Below are 21,869 nucleotides of genomic sequence, written 5' to 3'. Positions count from 1 at the left end.
CGCGGCGGTCGATTCCGGGAGCGACCATGCATTACCAGTTGATCTACGAACTCGTCGACGATTACCTGTCCCGGCGCGAACAGTACCGCGCCGAGCACCTTGCCCTCGCGCGGGCGGCAACCGAACGCGGCGAGCTCGTGCTCGCCGGCGCATTGCAGGATCCGGCCGACCAGGCCGTGCTCGTGTTCGAGGGCGATTCGCCGGAAGCCGCCGAATCGTTCGCGCGCGCCGATCCGTACGTGCAGAACGGCCTCGTCAAGTCGTGGCGCGTGCGGCCGTGGCGTGTCGTGGTCGGCAAGCACGCACCGCACTAGGGCGTCGCGGCTACAACCACCCCGCCCGCTTGAAGCGCCACCACAACGCGAGATCGGCCGCAACCATCACCGCGATGCAGCCGTAGAAACCGTACTTGAGGTGCAGTTCGGGCATGTTCGCGAAGTTCATCCCGTAGATACCGGCGACCATCGTCGGTATCGCGAACAGCGCGGCAAACGAGCCGAGCCGCTTGGTCACCTCGTTCTCCGCGAGCGAGATCATCCCGAGGTTGACCTGGATCGCGGTCACGACCATTTCGCGCCGCCCTTCGATCGTCTTCACGATCCGCTGCAGGTGGTCGTACACGTCGCGGAAGTAATGTTCCATGCCGCTGCAGACCTGCGGAATGCGACCGCCGGTGAGCTTCGCGAGCGGCTCGATCAGCGGCGCCGTGTGCTGGTACAGCATCACGAGCCGGCGTTTCAGCGAATAGAGATCCTCGATGATCGCGCGCGACGACGCGGGCGTGGCCTTCGTGAAGATGCGGTCCTCGAGTTCCTCGAGTTCGATGCCAAGCGTCTCGAGAATCGGGAAATAGCGGTCGACGACCTGGTCCATCAACGCATAGAACACGAACGCCGAGCCTTCCTGCAGCAGATGCGGTTCGCGCTCGCAGCGCTTGCGCACCGCGCGGAAATCCTGCTCGGTATGGTTGCGGATCGACAGCACGTAGTTCGGGCCGACGAACACGTTCAGTTCGCCGACCTTGAATTCGCCGTCATCGTCGAGCTCGACCGTATGCAGCACCGCGAACAGCGAATCGCCGTACTCCTCGATCTTCGGGCGCTGATGCCCCTTGCGGGCATCCTCGAGCGCGAGTTCGTGCAGCCCGAACTCCTCGCCCATCAGGTCGATCTCGTCCGGTGTCGGATCCTTCAGCGCGACCCACACGAAACACTCGGGCTTCGACACGTAGTCGCTGATGGCGTCGATATCGATGTCGGCCAGCTTGCGGCCGTCCTGGTATGCAGCACAATTGATCAGCATATTGTCCGTGATGTTGCCGTTTCCGCATCAGTTTACCGGTTTGCCGCGTGGACGGCCCGGCTTGCGCGGCGCGCCGATATTGGTCATGATCGAACTGCATGCGCCGCAGCGCGCGCACGGCAACGCTTCGGCATTCCGCATTCGCACGGCATGGCCGTGCTGCCCAACCGTCAAGGAGGCAGGCCCATGTGGTATTTCTCGTGGATACTCGGCATCGGCGTGGCGCTCGGCTTCGGCATCATCAACGCGATGTGGCTGGAGGCGGAAGTGTTCTCTCGCGACGACAAGCGCACCGACGCATCGCGCGCGGGCTCGGGGAGCCGGTATTCGTGACGCATCTGGTGTTCTTCTGCGGTCATGCCGGAACCGGCAAGACCACGCTCGCGAAGCGGCTGATCGGGCCGCTGATGCGCGCGACCGGCGAGGCCTTCTGCCTGCTCGACAAGGACACGCTCTACGGCCGCTACAGCTCGGCCGCGATGGGCGCCCTCACCTCCGATCCGAACGACCGCGACAGCCCGCTCTACCTGAAGCATCTGCGCGATCCCGAATACCAGGGCCTGCTCGACACGGCCCGCGAGAATCTCGCGCTCGGCATCGGCGCGCTCGTGGTCGGCCCGCTGTCGCGCGAAGTGCGTGACCGGCGCATCCTCGACCGCGCATGGCTCGGCATCGGGCCGGACGTCAAGCTGACGGTCGTGTGGGTCCATACGGCGGAAGACGTCGCGCACCAGCGAATCGTCGCGCGCGGCAATCCGAACGACGCGTACAAGCTCGCGCACTGGGACGAATACCGGCAACGCCGCTTCGTGCCGACCGGCCACGAATGCGACGGCATCGTGATGTTCGACAACACCGCGCCGTCCGACGCTGAGATCGATGCACTGCTGTACCGCATCGCGCCGCCAGCGCCGCAGACCACGATGGTTCCGCCGCTGCCCGCCTGAGCGACACGCACCGCTCTGCTCCCCCCTGCTTCGGCAAGCCCCCCAAAAAAACAACGCCGGAAGCGCTGTTGCGCTCCCGGCGTTGCACGGCCCTCGTGCCGGAGTCCCGTCGTCAGGCGACTTCGTGCACGCGCTCCATCGTGCCGCCTTCGTACAGCTTGCCGAAGCGGTTCGCGAGGAACGCCTTCAGCGACACCTTTTCCTGCGGGATGAAGCCGCTTTGCGGCAGCTTCTTTTCGCGGAACAGATCCAGCACCGCGCACATCGCGCCGGCCGTCGTGATCTGGATCGCGCTCATGTGCATCCCGCACACGTCCTTCGCGAAGATCTTGCGCGTGAACACGTCCTGCACGAGCTGGCCGTCCTTCACGCCCGTCACCGTGACGAACACGAGCACGACGTCCTGCTTGGTCGACGGCACTGCGCGGCGCATGATCGACTTCAGCGTGTCGCGATCGCTCGACAGGCGCAGGTCCTCGAGCAGGAACTGCACGAGCTCGCGGTGGCCCGGATAGCGCACCGACTTGTAGTCGAGCGTCTCGACCTTGCCCGACAGCGTCTCGCACAGCGTGCCCAGGCCACCCGACGTATTGAACGCTTCGTATTCGGTGCCGTCCAGCGAGAAGTGCTCGAGGCCTTCGAGCGGCTGCACCCACTGCTTGCGGCCGTCGCGGATCGCTTCGCACGGCTGGCAGTATTCGTTGATCAGGCCGTCGACGCTCCACGTCAGGTTGTACTTCAGCGCGTTGGTCGGATACTCGGGCAGCGCACCGACGCGCATCTTCACGTCGCGCACTTCGCTGAAGCCGTTCACGAGCTCGTGTGCGGCGATGCCGATGAAGCCCGGTGCGAGGCCGCACTGCGGCATGAACGCGCGGTCCGAACCGTCGGCCAGTTCGCGGATCGCGTGGGTGGCGCGCACGTCTTCGGTCAGGTCGAAGTAGTGAACGCCGGCCGCCTTGGCCGCCGCGGCGACGTTGACCGCGAGATAGTACGGCAGCGCGTTGACGAGCGCATCGAAGCCCTTCACGGCTTCGCGGATCGCATTGGCGTCGGCCGAATCGACACGCTGCGTCGCGATGCCTTCACGCGACAGCTTGGCGAGCGCATCCGCATCGCGGTCGAACGCGACGACTTCGTAGTCGCCCGTTTCACGCAGCATGTGAGCAATGGTGTGGCCGATCAGACCTGCGCCGACGATGGCGATTTTCATGCGCTTATCTCCTGATGATGGGTTTGGTGTTGGTGTACGGCGTCGAGCCATGAACACAGTTTAGGGACGCGCAAAATCAGTTCCAAGACGAAGAGTGATGCGAAACGACCGATAAATTCGACGGAATGACGATGCATTTCGTCACAACGACCAAATCGTCTGAAAATCGCGTATATGACGCACCGCAAACGGGCCGCTGCGGACGCGTGTGGACAAGCAGGAATGAACGAGCAAAGCGGAATCGTGGCGCGCGCGGGCCGGCATTCGACGCAACGGTGATCGCGTGAAGATGCGCGAAGGTCATGCCCCGCCGTGCGGGCGAACGCAAACGGCGGGCATCAACGGAAGGAAAAAAGGAGGAACAACCTGCGCGACGAATCGCGCCACGGCGTCACTCGGGACGCCGCATGCGGCGCGTCATCCGCCAATCGTGCCGCGATCGATCTTGCGCGACAGGATGATCGACGTCGTCGTGCGCTCGACGCCTTCGAGCGTGCCGATCTGGTCGAGCAGGTCGTTCAGGCGCTCCGGCGAATCGGCACGCAGCCACGCGACATAGTCGTATTCGCCGCTCACCGCGCACAGCAGCTGCACTTCGGGCATCCGGTCGAGCTTGCGCAGCACGTCCTTGCCGAACTTCGGCGTGAGGATGATGCCGACGTACGCATAAATGCTCGCGTCGAGCACGTCCTGGCCGAGCCGCACGCTGTACCCGGCAATCACGTTCGTGCGCTCGAGCCGCGCGATGCGCGCGACGACCGTCGTGCGCGCGACGTCGAGCTGTCGCGCGAGATCGGCGACGCTTGCGCGCGCATCCGCTTGCAGCAGCGCGACGAGTTGCCGGTCGAGGTCGTCGAGTTGGTCGAGGCGAGGTGGACGCATGAGACTGGGCCGGCGTGCAGCGCGCCGGCGAAATGGAACGTGACGCGATGATAGCGCCGAACGCCGGTGCGCCCAAACGGCATCGCACGCCGTCATGGGCTCGCGCATGTGCACCACCCTCCTCGCTCGCAGTCGCCGTCCGGCGTGCCGACCGGACGCCGTCGACCGTCGCCCGCCCGCTATGTCCCTTTCAATTTCGATTCGTATCGGATGTAAGCAAGTGTCGCTTTCGCTGCTGCGCGACACGCAACGTGCTACTAATAACAGGCGACGCGAGATGCGCGCTCGCGGCACTGGCCGCCGCGCCCGCTCGCACGACACCACCCCGGAGAGCCAACCATGAAGAAAATCTCGCTCACCCTCGCCATGCTCGCCATTGCAGCCAGCGCATTCGCGCAAACGCCGCCGCAACCGCAGACACCTGCTCCGGCGACGGCAACGGCAACGGCCGCGTCGGCGCCGAGCGCCGAACAACGCGCCGCACGCCATGAGGCGCGCATCGAGCAGCGCATCAAGTACCTGCACGATCAGTTGAAGATCACGTCGGCGCAGGAGCCGCAATGGAAGACGTTCGCCGACACGATGCGCGAGAACGGCGAAACGATGGGCCACCTCTATCGCGCACGGATGGAAAGCCACAACGTGTCCGCGGTCGACGACATGAAGCAGTACGCGGAACTCGCCCAGGCGAACGCGGACGGCGCGAAGAAGCTCGCCGACGCATTCGCGCCGCTCTACGAACGCTTCCCGGCTGACCAGAAGGCGCTCGCCGACACGACGTTCCGCAGCTGGCTGCACCACGGCGGCGAACACCGCGGCAAGGGCAAGAAGAGCAAGGACGGCAAGGCAGCAGCCGCGCCGGCCGCAAGCGCGCCCGCCCAACCCTGACCTCCGCCTCGCCGGCGCCGCGCTGCCCGCAAGGGCCGAACGGCGTCGCGCATCCCGCGGGAATTCGGCGCGTCACACGGCGCGCCGAATTCGGGATAAGCTCCCGGCTTTTCCCGCACTTCCCCGCCATGCTCGAACTCAAGCACATCGATCTGCGTACCGACCCGCAGGCCCGTCGCGTCGTCAAGGACGAAACCGTCACGGTCGCATTCGCCGATGCCGACGGCGAACTGATGAGCCTCGAAGGCCCGAACCGCTATGTCGCGGGCGACGCGCTAATCACCGGCTCGACCGGCGACCGCTGGGTCGTGTCGCGCGCACGTTTCGACGCGAAGTACCTGCCCGCCGATCCGACGCTCGCGCACGGCACGCCGGGCGCGTACCGGAACCGGCCGGCCGTCGTGCTCGCCCGCCGCATGGACGAGCCGTTCACGATCGCCCGCTCGGAAAACGGCGACACGCTGCGCGGCGTCGCCGGCGACTGGGTGATGCAGTATGCGCCCGGCGACTACGGCGTCGTGCAGGCGCAGCGTTTCGCGCAGGTCTACCGCGACGCGTAACGCACCCGCAGCGACACTACACCGGCACCGCGCCGACGTGCTCGCTCGCGTTCACGCGAAGTCTTCGTCGAGTTCGAGTTCCGCGTCACGCTCGACGGCCTCGCCGGCCGCGTGCCGCTCCTCGAGCGAGCCCAGCATCGCTTCCGTGTACGCATGCAGCACCGCGTGGCTGCGCGCGCGCTGCATCGGCCTGAGCGCCAGATAGCGCGCCAGCGCGGCCGGCACGATGCGGATGTCGAGCGTCATCCGCTTCGGCGTCGAGCCGAAACGCATCGCGAGCCACTGCACCGACAGGAACCGCCCGCGCTCGTCGCTGCTTTCGGCAAAGCGCGTCTGCTCCGGAAAGAGATCGCAGATCACGCGCGCGAGCGCGTCGAATTCGGCGCTCCGGCATTCGATCAGATAGTCGTCCATTCCGTCCTCCCGTCAGGCCGCCGCACGCGGCGACCGGCACGTCTTCGCCAGCACGGCGACCAGAACCGCGGCCAGCACGAAATACACGGCCTCGAGCGATCCGGCCGGCAGCACGCGCACCTGGTACAGCAGTGCCGGCGCGACAGCCAGCGCATGCAGCGCGATCGCTAGCGGCAGCACACCCGCGCGGCCGGCACGCACGCCGCGCCAGACCAGCACCGACAGCGCGAGCTGCACCACGAACGCCGAGCAGCGCTCGAGCAGCAACAGCAGGATCGACTGTGCCGACAGCGTCGCCAGCATCACGTGCAGCCGCACGACGGTATCGCCCGGCAGGTCCGCGAGCTGCGTCTCGAGCTGTCCGCGGCTCGCGAGCCACGCGAGATACGACCACTGGCCCCACACGAGCACACCGACGAACCACGCTTCGGCGCCGGCATGGCCGATCCCGTAGCCGATGCCGCGCCCGTCGCCGGTCGATGCGCCGTAGCGGCGATTCAGGAACCGCATCCCGAGATAGCGGCCGACTTCCTCGAACACGGCAGTCGCGAGCGCGCTGTACGCGACGAATGCGAGCGGCTGCGTGAGCCAGCCGCCGGCAGGCGTCTGGCTCAGCACGAGGCCATGGAACGCGCGTTCGACGATCATCGCGAACAGCGTGAAGACGGCGACGCCGACGATCGTGTCGCGGCGGTCGAGCGCAAGCGGCTTGCGCAGGGTGCGGAAGAGAACGAACGGCAGTAGCGCGATGATCAGCGTGGCGGCAATCAACACCGCCAGCGTGACGGGAGCGACAGTCATGTATTTCCTTGTTCGGGGCAGCGCACCTGACGCGCTACGTGCCCCGAATGATACTCAGCTTGCGGTCGACGCGCGCGCAATCAGCTCGCCCGGCAGCATCGCGACGCGCACGTCGCCGGCCGCGCCGTCGATCCGCTCGTGCACGAATTCGACGGCCTTGTAGCCGATCTCGTAGGTCGGCTGGCGGATCGCCGTGATGCCGATCAGCTCGGCCCACTCCGGATCGTCGATGGACAGCAGCGCGGCCTTTTCCTGCCACGCGGCGCCGAAACGCGCACGCAGGTGGCGCGCGATCGCGAGCGCGACCGGCGCGTTCGCGGCGAACAGCGCCGCACGTACGCCGCGCCGCGTCGCATCGTCGATGCGTGCGTCGAGATCCGCGAGCGCCGCGGCGGCCACGGCCGGCTCGTTCAGGTCGAGCACGACCGTCGACGGCACCGGCAGCCCGCGCGCGCCGAGCGCGGCGCGAAACGCAGCCTCGCGCAGGCGCCGCGAGCTGACGTGCTCGAACGGCTGCACGACGAAATGAATCGCGTCGAAGCCGCGCGCGATCAGGTGCGCAAGCGCCGTCTCGATCGCATCGGTGTTGTCGAGCCCGATCAGGTCGGCCTCGAAGCCCTCGACCGTCCGGTCGACGAGCACGGCCGGGATGCCGCCGCCGCGCAGGGGGCGCAGCACGTCCTCCTCGGCACCGAGCGCATTGACGATCAGCCCTTCGACCCGGTAGGTCGTGAGCAACTGCAGGAAACGCCGCTCCATCTCGACTTCATTCGCCGCGTGACAGATGAGCGGCATGTAGCCGAGCGCGTGGCACGCGGCCTCGACGCCCTGCAGCACTTCGACGGTATACGGATTGGTCAGGTCGGCCGCGAGCATGCCGAGCAGCCGGTTGCGGCCGCGCTTCAGCCCGCGCGCCATCTGGTTCGGCCGGTAATTGAGGCGCGCGATCGCCGCCTCGATCCGCTGGCGCAGATCGGCGGACAGCACGTGCGTCTCGCCGTTCAGATAGCGCGAAACGCTGGTCTTGCCCGTGCCGGCTTCGCGCGCGACGTCGCTGATCGTCGCCGGACGCTGCGTGGAAGGTTGCGAATCGCTCAAGTCGTGCCTCGCGACGTACGATCCGCGCCGCTTCGTATGCGGACGGACCATTGTTGTTGGATACCAAAGCCACCGGGCGGACGCCGCCGATCCGATGCTTCGCGGTCGACCGAAGCCGGCGCGTTCGCGCCCGCCCCGGTCACCGGCAACGAACGGTGATCGGCCGCACCGGACCTGGCACGGATTGCCCGTCGCCGGACGCCGCCGGCCGCGTGGCCGGGTCGTCGATGCGACGAGCCGGCGATCATAACGCAGCCTGCCCTCCCGCACCAAGACCATCGTCTCTAACGGTGCCGGCGGCCCCGTCGGCCGGCCGCCACTGCCGCTCAGGCGCGCGCGAGTGCGTCGGGATTGACGAGGTTCGTGCGCAGCGTGCCGGCCAGCGCGCCGACCAGGTTTTCCGCGGCGCAGCGCGCCATCGCATGGCGCGTCTCGTGCGTCGCCGAGCCGATATGCGGCAGCGCGACGACATTGTTCATCCGCAGCAGCGGCGAATCCGCCAGCACCGGCTCCTTCTCGAACACGTCGAGCCCCGCACCGCGGATCGTGCCCGCACGCAGCGCGTCGATCAGCGCGGCCTCGTCGACCACCGGCCCGCGCGATGCGTTGATCAGGATCGCGCCGCGCTTCATCTTCGCGAATTCGGCCGCGCCGATCAGGTGATGCGTTTCCGGCGACAACGGCACCTGCAGGCACACGAAATCCGACTGCGCGAGCAGCTCGTCGAGCGTCACGCGGCGCGCGCCGTATTGCGTCTCGGCTTCGGCATGCGCGGAACGGTTCGTGTACAGCACCTGCATCCGGAAACCGAGCGCCGCGCGGCGCGCGACCGCGCCGCCGATCCGTCCGAGCCCGACGATGCCGAGCGTCTTGCCCTGCACGTCGGTGCCGTACAGATCGGGGCCGATACTGCGATGCCAATGCCCGGCCTTCACCCACTCCGCCAGTTCGACCACGCGCCGCGCGGACGCGAGGATCAGCGAGAACACGGTGTCGGCGGTCGATTCGGTCAGCACGTCGGGCGTATGCGCGAGCACGATGCCGCGCCGCGTGAGATCCGGGACGTCGAAGTTGTCGTAGCCGACCGAGATCGTCGACCAGGCCTTCAGCCGCGGCGCACGATCAAGCATCTGCGGCGTGATCTTCAGGCTCGCGCCGATCGCGCCCTCCGCGTCGCCGAGGGCATCGGCGAGCGCGTCGGCGCCATCGGCCTGCACGACGTCCGCATGCTCGCGCAGGTACGCGAGAACGTCATCGGGCAGCGGCTTGTACGCGACGATACGAGGCTTCATCGTTTTCATTTTCCTTGCAGCGGCGTCGCGAGCGAGTGCGCATCGCGCGCCTGGGGTTTGACGGACAGCGTGAGGATCACCGCGGCGACGAGCGCGACGCTCATGAACGCATACGACGCGACGGGCGACCCGGTCGCCCCGTTCAGGTAGCCGACGAAATACGAGCCGACGAACGAGCCGAGCGCGCCCATGCTGTTGATCAGCGCCATCGCGCCACCGGCGACGTTCCTCGGCAGCAGTTCCGGGACGATCGCGAAGAACGGGCCGTACGGCGCGTACATCGCGGCGCCCGCGATCACCAGCAGCGCATAGGAGATCCAGAAATGCGACGAGCCGAGCGCATAGGATGCGGCGAACGCGGCCGCGCCGACCAGCAGGAACGGCCACACGAAGCCGCGGCGCGAGCCGACCTTGTCGGACGCCCACGATGCGACCAGCATCGCGATCGTCGCCGCGAGGTACGGCAGCGCCGACAGCCAGCCGGTCGCGACCATCCCGAGCTCGGAGCCGTTCTTGACGATGGACGGCAGCCACAGCACGAAGCCGTACACGCCGATGCTCCAGCAGAAATACTGTGCGCACAGCTTGATCACGGCCGGCGAACGGAATGCTTCGCCGTAGTTGCGCACGGGCTTGATCGCCGCCTGCTCGGCCGCGAGCGCGGCGTCGAGATCGCGCTTTTCCTGTGCGGTGAGCCACGGCGAATCGGCCGGCTTGTCCTGCACGAGGAACCACCAGCACACGGCCCAGATCACGGCCGGCACGCCTTCGGCGATGAACATGTGGCGCCAGCCGAATTCGTGGACCAGATAGCCCGACACGATCGACATCCACAGCACGGTGACCGGGTTGCCGAGGATCAGGAACGTGTTCGCACGCGAGCGTTCGCTCTTCGTGAACCAGTTGCTGATGTAGATCAGCATCGCCGGCATCACGGCTGCCTCGACCACACCGAGCACGAAGCGGATCGCCATCAGCGACGGGATGTTCGTGACCACGCCCGTGAGCGCCGCGCAGGCGCCCCACAGCACGAGGCTGGCGAACACCAGCTTCTTCACGCTGCGGCGCTCCGCATAGATCGCGCCCGGAATCTGGAAGAAGAAATAGCCGAGGAAGAACAGCGCACCGATCAGCGACGACAGCCCCTTGCTGATCCCGAGGTCCTGGTTGATGCCGGCCGCTGCCGCGAACCCGTAATTTGCGCGGTCGAGGTAGGCGAGGCTGTAGGTGATGAAGACGATCGGCATGATCGTCCACCAGCGTCGTGCTGCAAGATTGGCTGCCATCTGTGTGTCTCCTAGATAGATCGGAGTGGCGGGTCGTCGCCTGACTCCGCTCCCGTCCTGTCGGGAATCGACCGGCCTCGGCATATCGCCGCCTCGTCCGGCCTCATGCAAAACCGTGCGTGAAGCACGAAATGGGTCCGCGGATTGTGCCGTGGTCGGCCTCTCATTGCGCGGTGACGGTTTCCGCCAAGCGATCGGTGCGATTGCTGACATTTTCGAGCCGATCGAGTGCGACACGGGTCGGCAGGCCTTCCGAATCGCCGATCACCTGGATCGCGAGCGCTCCGATGCGGTTGCCGCGCACGACCGCCTGCTCGACGGACCGGCCTTCGAGCAGCGCGCTGACCACGCCGACCGCGAAGCCGTCGCCGGCCCCGACCGTGTCGACCACGTTCGCGACGTGCTCGCCCGCGACCGTGCCCTCGCGGCCGTCGGCCGTGCGGAAATACGCGCCTTCGGCACCCAGCTTGATCACCACGCCACGCGCGCCTCGTGCCAGATAGAAGCCCGCGATGTCGGCCGGCGTGTCATGCCCGGTGAGCTGCTGCCCTTCGGCAAGCCCCGGCAGCACCCAGTCGGCGAGCGCCGCGAGCGCGTTCAGCGTCTTCGCCATCACGTCGGCGGACGGCCACAGCGTCGGGCGCAGGTTCGGATCGAACGAGATCGACTTGCCCGCCGCGCGCATCTCGCGCGCCAGCTGGAACGCGAGCTCGCACGACGTCGCGGAGATCGCAGGCGCGACGCCCGTCAGGTGCAGGTGCCGCGCGCCGAGCACGTAGTCGGCCACGTAGTCGTCGCACGACAGGTGGCTCGCGGCCGAGCCCTTGCGGAAATATTCGACGGTCGGGTCGCTGCCGTCAGCGTTGCGCGACTTCAGCTGGAAGCCGGTCGGATAACGCGGATCGACCGTCACGCACGACGCGTCGATGCCTTCGCGTGCGAGCGTGTCGAGCACGTAGCCGCCGAACGAGTCGCGGCCGACCCGGCTCATCCAGCCGACCTTGAAGCCGAGCCGCGACAGGCCGATCGCGACGTTCAGGTCCGCGCCCGCGATCCGCTTCGTGAATTGCGCGGCGTGCGCGAGATGGCCGGGCTCGGCGGCGACGAACATCGCCATCGCTTCGCCGTAGGTCACGACATCGAGTGCTGCTTTCATGAATGAACTCCTCCGTATCCTTCCGGCGTCACGCGGCGGCGAGCCACGCGACGCGCCGGCCGGCATCGCCCGCCAGGTCCGCCGCATCGAACGGGAACTCGATCCCGCGCGGCGCCGCTTGCGGCAGGGCCGCGAGCACGTCCGTGACGAGCGGATCGCCCGGCGCCGGCGCCACCGCGAAACGGCGCGCGCCCTCGCCCTCGACGGCCTTGCAATGAATGTATTCCACGTGCGGCGCGAGCGAGCGCGCACACGCGAGCGGCGCTTCGCCCGGCCACTGCCAGTTGCCGATGTCGAACGTCATGCCGAGCACATCCGGCATGCCCGCCTCGCGCAGCGCATCGAACAGCCCGCGGAACTGCGCGAGCGCGCCGCCCATCGGCAGTTGGCCGTTCTCGACCACCACGCGGGCACGCGCGCCGCGCGACAGCGCGACGATCTCGGCCGCATGCGCATCGCCTGCGAAGCCGCCGAGCTGGAACTTGACGAAGCGCGCGCCGAGCGCATCGGCTTGCGCGAGCGTGTCGCGCAGCGCGTCGGCGTCGAGCGCGCCGGTTTCCGTGTACAACGTGGCCGGCGTCGAATAGACCGACCACAGCCCGTGCGCGACCAGTGCCGTGCCGAGCTCGGCCAGCGCGCCGGGCGCCGCTTCGTCGTCCGATGCGAACAGCTCGCGCCGCACCTCGAAACCGGTCGCGCCGGATGCCGCAGCGGTCGCGACGAATGCACGGTGGCCCTCCTGGCGCACGCGGTCCATCCCGAATGCGCTCGCCACGATCACGATGTCTGCCATGTCTGCCCTTTTTACCGGAATGGAACCGGTTCCATTTGCTTGAGACGGATGGTGCGCTTCGCCTCAGGTGCGCGCCATAGAGGAAATCCCTAAGACCGGCCGGCACACGAAGAATGCGTGCCTGCGCACCTGCATGCGGCGTTCCCGGAGCAGCTTCGGCGGCCTATGCGGCGTCGTGCGAGAGGCTCATGTCGAGGAACTGGGCGGCCACGCGCGACGGCGCGGCGCCATGCGGCACCAGAATCGAGAAATGGCGCGTGAGCGGCGCGGGGGCCAGCGAACGCGGCACGAGCGCCGCATCCTCGTGACGCAGCGACATCGCGGACACGAACCCGACGCCCATCCCCGCACGCACGGCTTCCTTCACGGCCTCGACGCCCGCGATCTCGAACGCGACGCGCGTCGGCGCACCGCCGTGCGCGAACGCGCGTTCGACGAGCTGCCGCACGGCAGAGCCCTCCTCGCGCAGCACGAGCGGATGCGCGGCGAGTGCGTCGAGCGTGACGCCGGCTTCGTACTCGGGTGCGGCGAGCGGATGCCCGGCCGGCACGACCGCGACGATCTCGTCCTCGCGCCACGCATGCACGGCGGTGCCGGGCGGCAGCGACTCGCCGGGCGGCCCTTCGATCATCGCGATGTCGAGCGACGCCAGTGCGGCAACCACGTCGGCCGTATTGCCGCTCATCGTCTGGATCGCGACCCGCGGCGCGCGCGGCTGGAACGCCGCGATCAGGTACGGCAGCAGGTAGCTGGCCGGCGTCGTGCTCGCGCCGATTCGCAGCGTGCCGGCATCGAGCCCGCGCACCGCGTCGCGAAACGCGCGCGCCTGCGCGAACGTGTCGCGCTGCGCCTTCGCGTACTGCGCGAGCTGCTCGCCGACCGGCGTGAGGCGGATGCCGCGGCCGTCGCGCTGGTATAGCGGCTCGCCGAACTCGTCCTGCAGCAGGCGCAGCTGGCCGGACACGGCAGGCTGCGACAGATGCAGCGCCACGGCAGCGTGGCTGATGTTCAGGTGCTCGGCGACGGCCGCGAACGTTATCAGTTGATCCGGGGTCATGGGGATGAATTATCGGCTTTCCGGATAGTTTACGTCACAAATCACAATTTTTCATATCGATATATCCAAATTAGGATTAAGCCATCGCAACCTGCTTCATCACGGTGCCCCATGTCCACTGCTCCGACTCCCCATCTCAGCCACGCCGCGCCATCGATGCGCGGTCAGTTGAACGGCGTGCTGTTCGTCGCGCTGTTCGCCGCCGCCGTCACGAGCCTGTCGCAACTTCCGGCGATCGCCGGGCTCGGCCTGTCACCGCTGATCGTCGGCATCGTCGCGGGCGCGCTGTACGGCAACGCGCTGCGTGACGGCATGCCGGCGAGCTGGGCGGCCGGCGTCAACTTTTCCGCGCGCAAGCTGCTGCGTATCGCGGTCGCGTTCTTCGGCCTGCGCGTGAGCCTGCAGGAAATCGCGCAGGTGGGCCTGCCGGGCCTGACGGTGTCGGTGCTGGTCGTCGTCAGCACACTCGTGATCGGCACCTGGGTCGGCATGAAGGTGATGAAGCTCGATCGCGACGCGGCGCTGCTGACCGCTGCCGGCAGCGCGATCTGCGGCGCGGCCGCCGTGCTCGCGTTCGAGTCGACGCTGCAGTCGAAGCCGCACCAGAGCGCGATGGCCGTGGGCAGCGTGGTGCTGTTCGGCACGCTGTCGATGTTCCTGTACCCGCTCGCGTATCACGCCGGCCTGCTCCATCTCGACCCGGCCGGCCTCGGCCTGTTCTTCGGCGGCACGATCCACGAAGTCGCGCAGGTGGTCGGCGCGGCGAGCGACATCAGCCCGCAGGTCACGCACGTCGCGACCATCGTGAAGATGACCCGCGTGATGCTGCTGGTGCCGGTGCTGCTCACGCTCGGCTGGTGGCTCGCCCGCTCGGCACGCTCGGCCAATGCGGCCGCCGACGGCGCGCAAGGCAAGCGCAAGATGGCCGTGCCGTGGTTCGCGCTCGGTTTCCTCGGCTTCGTGATCGTCAATTCGCTGAACGTGCTGCCCGCCGACGTCACACATACGCTGAACGTGCTCGACACCTTCGCGCTGACGATGGCGATGACCGCGCTCGGCATCGAGACCCGCGTGTCGCAGATCCGCGAGGCCGGCCCGCGCGCGCTGACCACCGGCCTGATCCTGTACGTCTGGCTGATCGCCGGCGGCTACGGGATCACCTGGGCGGTGCAACACTGGCTTGGCTAAGCCGCACATCCACGCCGCGACACGCGCCGCGCCCGACGGGAAGATCCCGCGGGCGCGGCGCAGTGCTATGCTTCGCGTCGTTTTCCTTCGTTCTCTTCATCACCCTCTTTCAGCCGTGCTCTCGTTCCTGCTGAAGCTGCGCACTCGCGCCCAGACACTGTTCCGCCTGTCGGACGCCCATACGATGCTGATCTGGTCGGCCATCGTCGGCGTCGGCGGCGCCTTCGCCACCATGACGTTTCGCGAAGGCATCGACCTGATGCAGCACCTGATCTCCGGACACGGCGGCAGCTTCGTGCAGATGGCGAGAAGCCTGCCGTGGTACGTGCGCTTCTGGATGCCGGCCGCGGGCGGCTTCCTGGCCGGCTGCGTGCTGCTGCTCGCGACGCGCGGCGACAGGAAATCCGGCAAGACCGACTACATGGAGGCCGTCGCGCTCGGCGACGGCGTCGTGCCGGTACGCCAGAGCCTGTGGCGCAGCGTGTCGTCGCTGCTGACGATCGGCAGCGGCGGTTCGATCGGCCGCGAAGGCCCGATGGTGCAGCTCGCGGCGCTCGCCGCGTCGCTGGTCGGCCGCTTCGTGCACTTCGACCCGCCGCGCCTGCGCCTGCTCGTCGCGTGCGGCGCGGCGGCCGGTATCACGTCCGCGTACAACGCGCCGATCGCCGGCGCGTTCTTCGTATCCGAAATCGTGCTCGGCACGATCGCGATGGAGAGCTTCGGGCCGATGGTCGTCGCCTCCGTCGTCGCGAACATCGTGATGCGGGAATTCGCCGGCTACCGGCCGCCGTACGAGATGCCGGTGTTCCCGGCCGTCACGGGCCCCGAGGTGCTGCTGTTCGTCGTGCTCGGCGCGCTGTGCGGCGTGCTCGCGCCGCAGTTCCTGCATCTGCTCGATGCGTCGAAGAACCAGTTCAAGCGGCTGCCCGTGCCGCTGCCGGTGCGGCTCGCGCTCGGCGGCCTCGTGGTCGGCGTGATCTCGGTGTGGATTCCGGACGTATGGGGCAACGGCTACAGCGTCGTGAACCACATCCTGCATTCGCCGTGGACCTGGCAGGCGCTCGTCGCGGTGCTGGCGTTCAAGGTGATCGCGACCGCCGCGACGGCAGGTTCCGGCGCGGTCGGCGGCGTCTTCACGCCGACGCTGTTCGTCGGCGCCGTGTTCGGCTCGCTGTTCGGGCTCGCGATGAACGCGCTGTGGCCCGGCCACACGTCCGCGTACTTCGCGTATGCGATGGTCGGGATGGGCGCGTTCATGGCCGGCGCCACGCAGGCGCCGCTGATGGCGATCCTGATGATCTTCGAGATGACGCTCAGCTACCAGGTCGTGCTGCCGCTCATGGTGTCGTGCGTGTTCGCGTATTTCGTCGCGCGCGCGACCGGCACGACGTCGATGTACGAGATCACGCTGCACCATCACCAGGACGCACAGGAACGGCTGCGGCTGCGCACCACCCAGATGCGCGAGCTGATCCAGCCCGCGCAGACGGTCGTGCCGCTCACCGCGACGGTCGCCGACATGACGCGCGTGTTTCTCGAATATCCGGTGAAGTATCTGTACGTGACCGACGAGGCCGGGCGCTTCCGCGGCGCGGTCGCATTGAAGGACATCACGTCCGACCTGCTCGACAAGCGCGACACGACCGACAAGACGGCCGCGCACTACACGCATACGCCGTTTCCGCTGCTCACGCCCGACATGCCGCTCGCGACCGCGCTCGAACGCTTCATGGCGTTCCAGGGCGAACGGTTGCCGGTGATCGAAAGCGAAGCCGAGCCGACGCTCGCCGGCGTCGTCTACAAGACGTCGCTGCTCGACGCTTACCGGCGGATGACCGGCGAGCGCTGACGGACACGGTGCACGGAACCCGGTGGGGCATGCACGGCCGCACCGCATTCGCGGCCGCCCGATCGTTCAGTCCGGCGCGCGCCCCAGCACGACCCGTGCGAAGAACCCCGCAAGCACCGATTCGGCCACGTCGGCCGACACGTGCTGCGGATCGGCCGTGTAGTACGACTGCACGCCGTCGCACAGGCACATCAGCCCGAACGCGAGCGTCTCGGCCGGCAGCAGCAGCGGCGTGCCGGCGCGCTCGGCGAAGCGCTGGATGAACTCGGCCATCTGCAGCCGCTTGCCGTGCAGGAACTGGTTGAAGCGCACGCGAAACTTCGCGTCGCGCGCCGCCTGCAGTTTCGCCTCGCCCCACAGCAGCGAATACTCATCGTCGCGAAAGAGCGTCCGGTAGTACGCGAGCGCCATCGACTCCATCTGCTCGCGCGGCCCGCCCTCCTCGAAGATCGCCTCGAAATCGGCCTGCACCGAATCGTGGTCGCGCTCGAGCAGTTCGAGCAGCAGCTCCGACTTGCTGTGGAAGTTCGAGTAGAACGCGCCGCGCGTGTACCCCGCCGCCGCCGCGATGTCCTCGACGCTCGCGGCGACATAACCTTTCTTCAGAAAAATCCGGTGCGCGGCATTCAGCAGACGTTCGCGCGTCTGGTCCCTGCTCTGCTCGCGAGTTAAGCGCTGTGGTTTCATGGCGCGCAGTCTAGCATCAACTCCCTTTCGGATTCATCTTTGCATTCAGATACAGGTGTGTATTAGAATTCGCCACAGTTTCCGAACGACCTCGTTCGTCTCTGTCGGCGCGCGCCACGCCTGCGCCACTCGGGGCAAGCGCCCGCCGCGCTTGCCGGCTTCGTCCCGCTTTCACCTGCTCTGGGGGTTTCGTGAATCGCTCCGGTTCCCGCGCCGTGCTGCTGATCGGCACCGCGCTCGTTCTCGCCGCCTGTCATCCGAAGGAAGCCGCGCCGCCCGCGCCGCGCCCGGTCGTCGCGCTGCCCGCGCAGGCCGACGGCGTTGCGACCGCGGCCACGCTGCCCGGCGAGATCCAGCCGCGTTATGCGACGCCGCTGTCGTTCCGCATCGCGGGCAAGATCGTCGAGCGCAAGGTGCGGCTCGGCGATACGGTCAAGGCCGGTCAGGTCGTCGCGCTGCTCGATCCGTCCGACGTCGAGAAGAACGCCGCGAGCGCGCAGGCGCAGCTTGATGCCGCATCGCACAGCCTCGCGTTCGCGAAACAGCAGCTCGACCGCGATCGCGCGCAGGCGCGCGAGAACCTGATCGCGACCGCGCAGCTCGAGCAGACCGAGAACAGCTACACGTCGGCGCTCGCGCAGCGCGACCAGGCGCAGCAGCAGCTCGCGCTCGCGAAGAACCAGCTCCGCTATGCGACCCTCGTCGCCGATCACGCGGGCACCATCACCGCCGAACCGGCCGACACGGGCCAGAACGTATCGGCCGGCCAGGCCGTCTACCAGCTCGCGTGGTCCGGCGACGTCGACGTCGTGAGCGACGTGCCCGAAGCCGCGCTCGCGTCGCTCACGCCCGGGCACGCGGCGAGCGTCACGCTGCCATCGCTGCCGGGCCGCCAGTTCGCCGCGAAAGTCCGCGAAATCGCACCGGCCGCCGATCCGCAAAGCCGCACCTATCGCGTGAAGCTCACGCTCGCCGCGCCCGATCCGGCCGTGCGCCTCGGGATGACCGCGAACGTCGCATTCGACGGCGCGCCGGTTGCCGGCAACGCGCCGAGCATCACGCTGCCCGCGACCGCGCTGTTCCACGACGGCCCGCATCCGGCCGTGTGGGTCGTGCGCGCGAAGGACGACTCGCTCGAACTGCGCCGCGTCGACGTCGCGCGCTTCAACGAACGCACCGTCACCGTGTCGCACGGGCTGCAGCCGGGCGAGCACGTCGTGCTGCAAGGCGTGCATACGGTCAGCGCGGGCGAGAAGGTGCGGCCGATCGCACCGCTGCACCCGGAGGACTTCGCGTCATGAGCGGCCCCCGCGAAGAAGGCCGGTTCAACCTGTCGGCATGGGCGCTGCGCCACCAGGCGCTGGTCGTCTACCTGATCGCGCTCGCGACGCTCGCGGGCATCCTCGCGTACACGCGGCTCGCACAATCCGAAGACCCGCCGTTCACGTTCCGCGTGATGGTGATCCGCACGTTCTGGCCCGGCGCGAGCGCGCGGCAGGTGCAGGAGCAGGTAACCGATCGGATCGGCCGCAAGCTGCAGGAAACGCCGGCCATCGACTTCCTGCGCAGCTATTCGCGCCCCGGCGAATCGCTGATCTTCTTCACGATGAAGGATTCGGCGCCCGTGAAGGACGTGCCCGAGACCTGGTACCAGATCCGCAAGAAGGTCGGCGATATCGGCTATACGCTGCCGCCCGGCGTGCAGGGCCCGTTCTTCAACGACGAATTCGGCGACGTCTATACGAACATCTGGACGCTCGAAGGCGACGGCTTCACGCCCGCGCAGCTCCACGACTATGCGGACCAGCTGCGCACCGTGCTGCTGCGGGTGCCCGGCGCCGGCAAGGTCGACTACTTCGGCGACCCCGACCAGCGGATCTTCATCGAGGTGAACAACGCGCAGCTCACGCGCCTCGGCATCTCGCCGCAACAGCTCGGACAGGCGATCAACGCGCAGAACGACATCTCGTCGACCGGCGTGCTGACCACCGCCGACGATCGCGTGTTCGTGCGGCCGAGCGGCCAGTTCGACAACGTCGCGGCAATCGCCGACACGCTGATCCGCATCAACGACCGCACGTTCCGGCTCGGCGATCTGGCCACCGTGAAGCGCGGCTACGACGATCCGCCCGTCACGCAGATGCGTGCCAACGGTCATGCGGTGCTCGGCATCGGCGTGACGATGAAGCCCGGCGGCGACGTGATCCGGCTCGGCAAGGCGCTCGATGCCGAATCGAAGGACCTGCAGGCGCAATTGCCGGCCGGCCTGAAGCTGACGCTGGTGTCGAGCATGCCGCATGCGGTCGCGCATTCGGTCGACGATTTCCTCGAAGCGGTCGCGGAAGCCGTCGCGATCGTGCTCGTCGTGAGCCTCGTGTCGCTCGGGCTGCGCACCGGGATGGTCGTCGTGATCTCGATTCCGGTCGTGCTCGCCGTGACCGCCCTCTTCATGTACCTGTTCGACATCGGGCTGCACAAGGTGTCGCTCGGCACGCTCGTGCTCGCGCTCGGGCTGCTCGTCGACGACGCGATCATCGCGGTCGAGATGATGGCCGTGAAGCTCGAACAGGGTTACACCCGCGCACGCGCCGCCGCGTTCGCCTATACGAGCACCGCGTTCCCGATGCTGACCGGCACGCTCGTCACCGTGTCGGGCTTCCTGCCGATCGCGCTCGCGAAATCGAGCACCGGCGAGTACACGCGCTCGATCTTCGAGGTGTCGGCGATCGCGCTGATCGCGTCGTGGTTCGCGGCCGTCGTGCTGATTCCGCTGCTCGGCTATCACCTGCTGCCCGAGCGCAAGAAGCACGCGCACGAAGCCCACCTGCCGGACGATCACGAGCACGACATCTACGACACGCGCTTCTACACGCGGCTGCGCGGCTGGATCGACTGGTGCATCGAGCGGCGCTTCGTCGTGCTGCTGATCACCGGTGCCCTCTTCGTCGTCGCGCTGATGGGCTTCTCGCTCGTGCCGCAGCAGTTCTTCCCGAGCTCCGATCGCCCCGAGCTGCTCGTCGATCTGCGGCTGCCCGAAGGCGCGTCGTTCGCGGCGACGCTACGCGAGACCGAACGCCTCGAGAAAGTGATCGACAAGCGCCCCGAGATCGATCATTCGGTGAATTTCGTCGGCAGCGGCGCGCCGCGCTTCTACCTGCCGCTCGACCAGCAGCTTCAACTGCCGAACTTCGCGCAGTTCGTGATCACCGCGAAATCGGTGAAGGACCGCGAGAAGCTCGCGACCTGGCTCGAAACCACGTTGCGCGAGCAGTTTCCGGCCGTGCGCTGGCGGCTGTCGCGGCTCGAGAACGGCCCGCCGGTCGGCTACCCGGTGCAGTTCCGCGTGAGCGGCGACAGCATCGCGACGGTCCGCTCGATCGCCGAGAAAGTCGCGGCGACGATGCGCGGCGATGCACGCACGGTCAACGTGCAGTTCGACTGGGACGAGCCGGCCGAGCGCTCGGTGCGCTTCGAGCTCGACCAGAAGAAGGCGCGCGAGCTGAACGTCACGTCGCAGGACGTATCGAGCTTCCTCGCGATGACGCTGTCCGGCACGACCGTCACGCAGTATCGCGAACGCGACAAGCTGATCGCGGTCGACCTGCGTGCGCCGCGCTCCGAGCGCGTCGATCCCGCGAAGCTCGCGGGCCTCGCGATGCCGACCCCGAACGGCCCCGTGCCGCTCGGCTCGCTCGGCCGCTTCACGCCGACGCTCGAATACGGCGTCGTGTGGGAGCGCGACCGCCAGCCGACCATCACCGTGCAGTCGGACGTGCGCGCCGGTGCGCAGGGCATCGACGTCACGCATGCGGTCGACGCGAAGCTGAACGCATTGCGCGCGCAACTGCCGGTCGGCTATCAGATCAACATCGGTGGCTCGGTCGAGGAAAGCGCGAAGGCGCAGAAGTCGATCAATGCGCAGATGCCGCTGATGGCGATCGCCGTGTTCACGCTGCTGATGATCCAGCTGCAGAGCTTCTCGCGCGTGCTGATGGTCGTGCTGACCGCGCCGCTCGGGCTGATCGGCGTGGTCGGCACGCTGCTGCTGTTCGGCCAGCCGTTCGGCTTCGTCGCGATGCTCGGCGTGATCGCGATGTTCGGGATCATCATGCGCAACTCGGTGATCCTCGTCGACCAGATCGAGCAGGACATCGCCGCCGGCCACGGACGCTTCGACGCGATCGTCGGCGCGACCGTGCGGCGCTTCCGTCCGATCACGCTGACGGCCGCGGCCGCCGTGCTCGCGCTGATCCCATTGTTGCGCTCGAACTTCTTCGGGCCGATGGCGACCGCGCTGATGGGCGGCATCACAAGCGCGACCGTGCTGACGCTGTTCTACCTGCCCGCGCTGTACGCCGCGTGGTTCCGCGTGAAGCGCGACGAACGCGACCCGCGCGAGCCACGCGATCGCCCGCCGCACGATGGCGGCACGCCTGCCGCGCCGTCGGGAGCCTGA

21 protein-coding genes are annotated in these 21,869 nt (G+C 67.8%); 9 read left to right on the top strand and 12 right to left on the bottom strand.

Annotated elements, in window-relative coordinates:
• Positions 1–26: 26 nt before the first annotated feature.
• Positions 27–314 (top strand): YciI-like protein, encoded by a 288-nt coding sequence (locus DIE15_RS08810; RefSeq protein ID WP_057928933.1) that lies wholly within the window; start codon positions 27–29, stop codon positions 312–314.
• A gap of 10 nt (positions 315–324) precedes the next feature.
• Here the strand turns inward: DIE15_RS08810 and corA are convergent, their stop codons facing one another.
• Entirely contained in the window at positions 325–1,302 is a 978-nt protein-coding gene (corA, locus tag DIE15_RS08805; RefSeq protein ID WP_124832986.1) for a magnesium/cobalt transporter CorA, read from the bottom strand.
• 186 nt (positions 1,303–1,488) lie between these two features.
• Between corA and cydX the strand changes: the two genes are divergently transcribed.
• A complete protein-coding gene (cydX, locus tag DIE15_RS08800; protein ID WP_124832985.1) occupies positions 1,489–1,635 on the top strand; it encodes a cytochrome bd-I oxidase subunit CydX in 147 nt (48 codons plus the stop codon).
• On the top strand, positions 1,632–2,249 hold the full coding sequence (locus DIE15_RS08795; RefSeq protein WP_057928931.1) for an ATP-binding protein: 618 nt from the start codon (positions 1,632–1,634) through the stop codon (positions 2,247–2,249). The genes cydX and DIE15_RS08795 overlap by 4 nt, the downstream gene beginning before the upstream one ends.
• 112 nt (positions 2,250–2,361) lie before the next feature.
• Here DIE15_RS08795 and DIE15_RS08790 read toward each other — a convergent pair whose 3' ends face one another.
• On the bottom strand, positions 2,362–3,462 hold the full coding sequence (locus DIE15_RS08790; protein WP_040144221.1) for a saccharopine dehydrogenase family protein: 1,101 nt from the start codon (positions 3,460–3,462) through the stop codon (positions 2,362–2,364).
• Between the two features lie 417 nt (positions 3,463–3,879).
• Complete coding sequence (locus DIE15_RS08785) at positions 3,880–4,344, bottom strand: Lrp/AsnC family transcriptional regulator (protein ID WP_006481526.1); 465 nt, start codon at positions 4,342–4,344, stop codon at positions 3,880–3,882.
• A 339-nt stretch (positions 4,345–4,683) separates the two neighbouring features.
• Between DIE15_RS08785 and DIE15_RS08780 the strand changes: the two genes are divergently transcribed.
• Together DIE15_RS08780 and DIE15_RS08775 are read left to right on the top strand one after the other, a co-directional pair.
• Positions 4,684–5,232: a Spy/CpxP family protein refolding chaperone gene (locus DIE15_RS08780; protein WP_124832984.1), complete on the top strand. Its 549-nt coding sequence runs from the start codon at positions 4,684–4,686 to the stop codon at positions 5,230–5,232.
• A gap of 128 nt (positions 5,233–5,360) precedes the next feature.
• On the top strand, positions 5,361–5,792 hold the full coding sequence (locus DIE15_RS08775) for a PGDYG domain-containing protein (protein WP_124832983.1): 432 nt from the start codon (positions 5,361–5,363) through the stop codon (positions 5,790–5,792).
• A 51-nt stretch (positions 5,793–5,843) separates the two neighbouring features.
• Here the strand turns inward: DIE15_RS08775 and DIE15_RS08770 are convergent, their stop codons facing one another.
• The 8 genes from DIE15_RS08770 to DIE15_RS08735 all read right to left on the bottom strand — a co-directional run bounded on the left by DIE15_RS08770 (position 5,844) and on the right by DIE15_RS08735 (position 13,689).
• On the bottom strand, positions 5,844–6,206 hold the full coding sequence (locus DIE15_RS08770; protein ID WP_057928928.1) for a DUF3022 domain-containing protein: 363 nt from the start codon (positions 6,204–6,206) through the stop codon (positions 5,844–5,846).
• Between the two features lie 12 nt (positions 6,207–6,218).
• The gene (locus DIE15_RS08765; RefSeq protein ID WP_057928927.1) at positions 6,219–7,007 is read right to left on the bottom strand and encodes a YhfC family intramembrane metalloprotease; all 789 of its coding nucleotides are present in this window, start codon (positions 7,005–7,007) and stop codon (positions 6,219–6,221) included.
• A gap of 54 nt (positions 7,008–7,061) precedes the next feature.
• Entirely contained in the window at positions 7,062–8,105 is a 1,044-nt protein-coding gene (locus DIE15_RS08760; protein ID WP_057928969.1) for a LacI family DNA-binding transcriptional regulator, read from the bottom strand.
• Positions 8,106–8,431: 326 nt separating this feature from the next.
• Positions 8,432–9,397 (bottom strand): NAD(P)-dependent oxidoreductase, encoded by a 966-nt coding sequence (locus DIE15_RS08755; protein WP_124832982.1) that lies wholly within the window; start codon positions 9,395–9,397, stop codon positions 8,432–8,434.
• Positions 9,398–9,402: 5 nt separating this feature from the next.
• Entirely contained in the window at positions 9,403–10,683 is a 1,281-nt protein-coding gene (locus tag DIE15_RS08750) for an MFS transporter (protein WP_124832981.1), read from the bottom strand.
• A 163-nt stretch (positions 10,684–10,846) separates the two neighbouring features.
• On the bottom strand, positions 10,847–11,839 hold the full coding sequence (locus DIE15_RS08745; protein ID WP_124832980.1) for a sugar kinase: 993 nt from the start codon (positions 11,837–11,839) through the stop codon (positions 10,847–10,849).
• A gap of 28 nt (positions 11,840–11,867) precedes the next feature.
• On the bottom strand, positions 11,868–12,632 hold the full coding sequence (locus tag DIE15_RS08740) for a sugar phosphate isomerase/epimerase (protein ID WP_124832979.1): 765 nt from the start codon (positions 12,630–12,632) through the stop codon (positions 11,868–11,870).
• A 163-nt stretch (positions 12,633–12,795) separates the two neighbouring features.
• Positions 12,796–13,689, bottom strand: coding sequence for a LysR family transcriptional regulator (locus tag DIE15_RS08735; protein WP_057928923.1), 894 nt, complete (start codon positions 13,687–13,689; stop codon positions 12,796–12,798).
• Between the two features lie 111 nt (positions 13,690–13,800).
• Between DIE15_RS08735 and DIE15_RS08730 the strand changes: the two genes are divergently transcribed.
• A complete protein-coding gene (locus tag DIE15_RS08730) occupies positions 13,801–14,877 on the top strand; it encodes a YeiH family protein (protein ID WP_124832978.1) in 1,077 nt (358 codons plus the stop codon).
• Positions 14,878–14,992: 115 nt separating this feature from the next.
• Positions 14,993–16,726: a ClcB-like voltage-gated chloride channel protein gene (locus DIE15_RS08725; RefSeq protein WP_199866615.1), complete on the top strand. Its 1,734-nt coding sequence runs from the start codon at positions 14,993–14,995 to the stop codon at positions 16,724–16,726.
• Between the two features lie 66 nt (positions 16,727–16,792).
• Here the strand turns inward: DIE15_RS08725 and DIE15_RS08720 are convergent, their stop codons facing one another.
• A complete protein-coding gene (locus DIE15_RS08720; protein WP_057928920.1) occupies positions 16,793–17,413 on the bottom strand; it encodes a TetR/AcrR family transcriptional regulator in 621 nt (206 codons plus the stop codon).
• A 191-nt stretch (positions 17,414–17,604) separates the two neighbouring features.
• On the opposite strand from DIE15_RS08720, the gene DIE15_RS08715 reads away from it, so the two are divergent.
• Both DIE15_RS08715 and DIE15_RS08710 read left to right on the top strand, forming a co-directional pair.
• Positions 17,605–18,714, top strand: a complete 1,110-nt coding sequence (locus tag DIE15_RS08715) for an efflux RND transporter periplasmic adaptor subunit (RefSeq protein ID WP_057928919.1) — start codon at positions 17,605–17,607, stop codon at positions 18,712–18,714.
• On the top strand, positions 18,711–21,869 hold the full coding sequence (locus DIE15_RS08710) for an efflux RND transporter permease subunit (protein ID WP_124832977.1): 3,159 nt from the start codon (positions 18,711–18,713) through the stop codon (positions 21,867–21,869). The genes DIE15_RS08715 and DIE15_RS08710 overlap by 4 nt, the downstream gene beginning before the upstream one ends.

This window comes from Burkholderia sp. Bp9031, assembly GCF_003857965.1.
GTDB classification, from domain to species: Bacteria; Pseudomonadota; Gammaproteobacteria; order Burkholderiales; family Burkholderiaceae; genus Burkholderia; species Burkholderia ambifaria_A.
The sequence above is the reverse complement of the archived record's forward strand: the minus strand, read 5'-3'. Positions and strand labels throughout refer to the sequence as shown.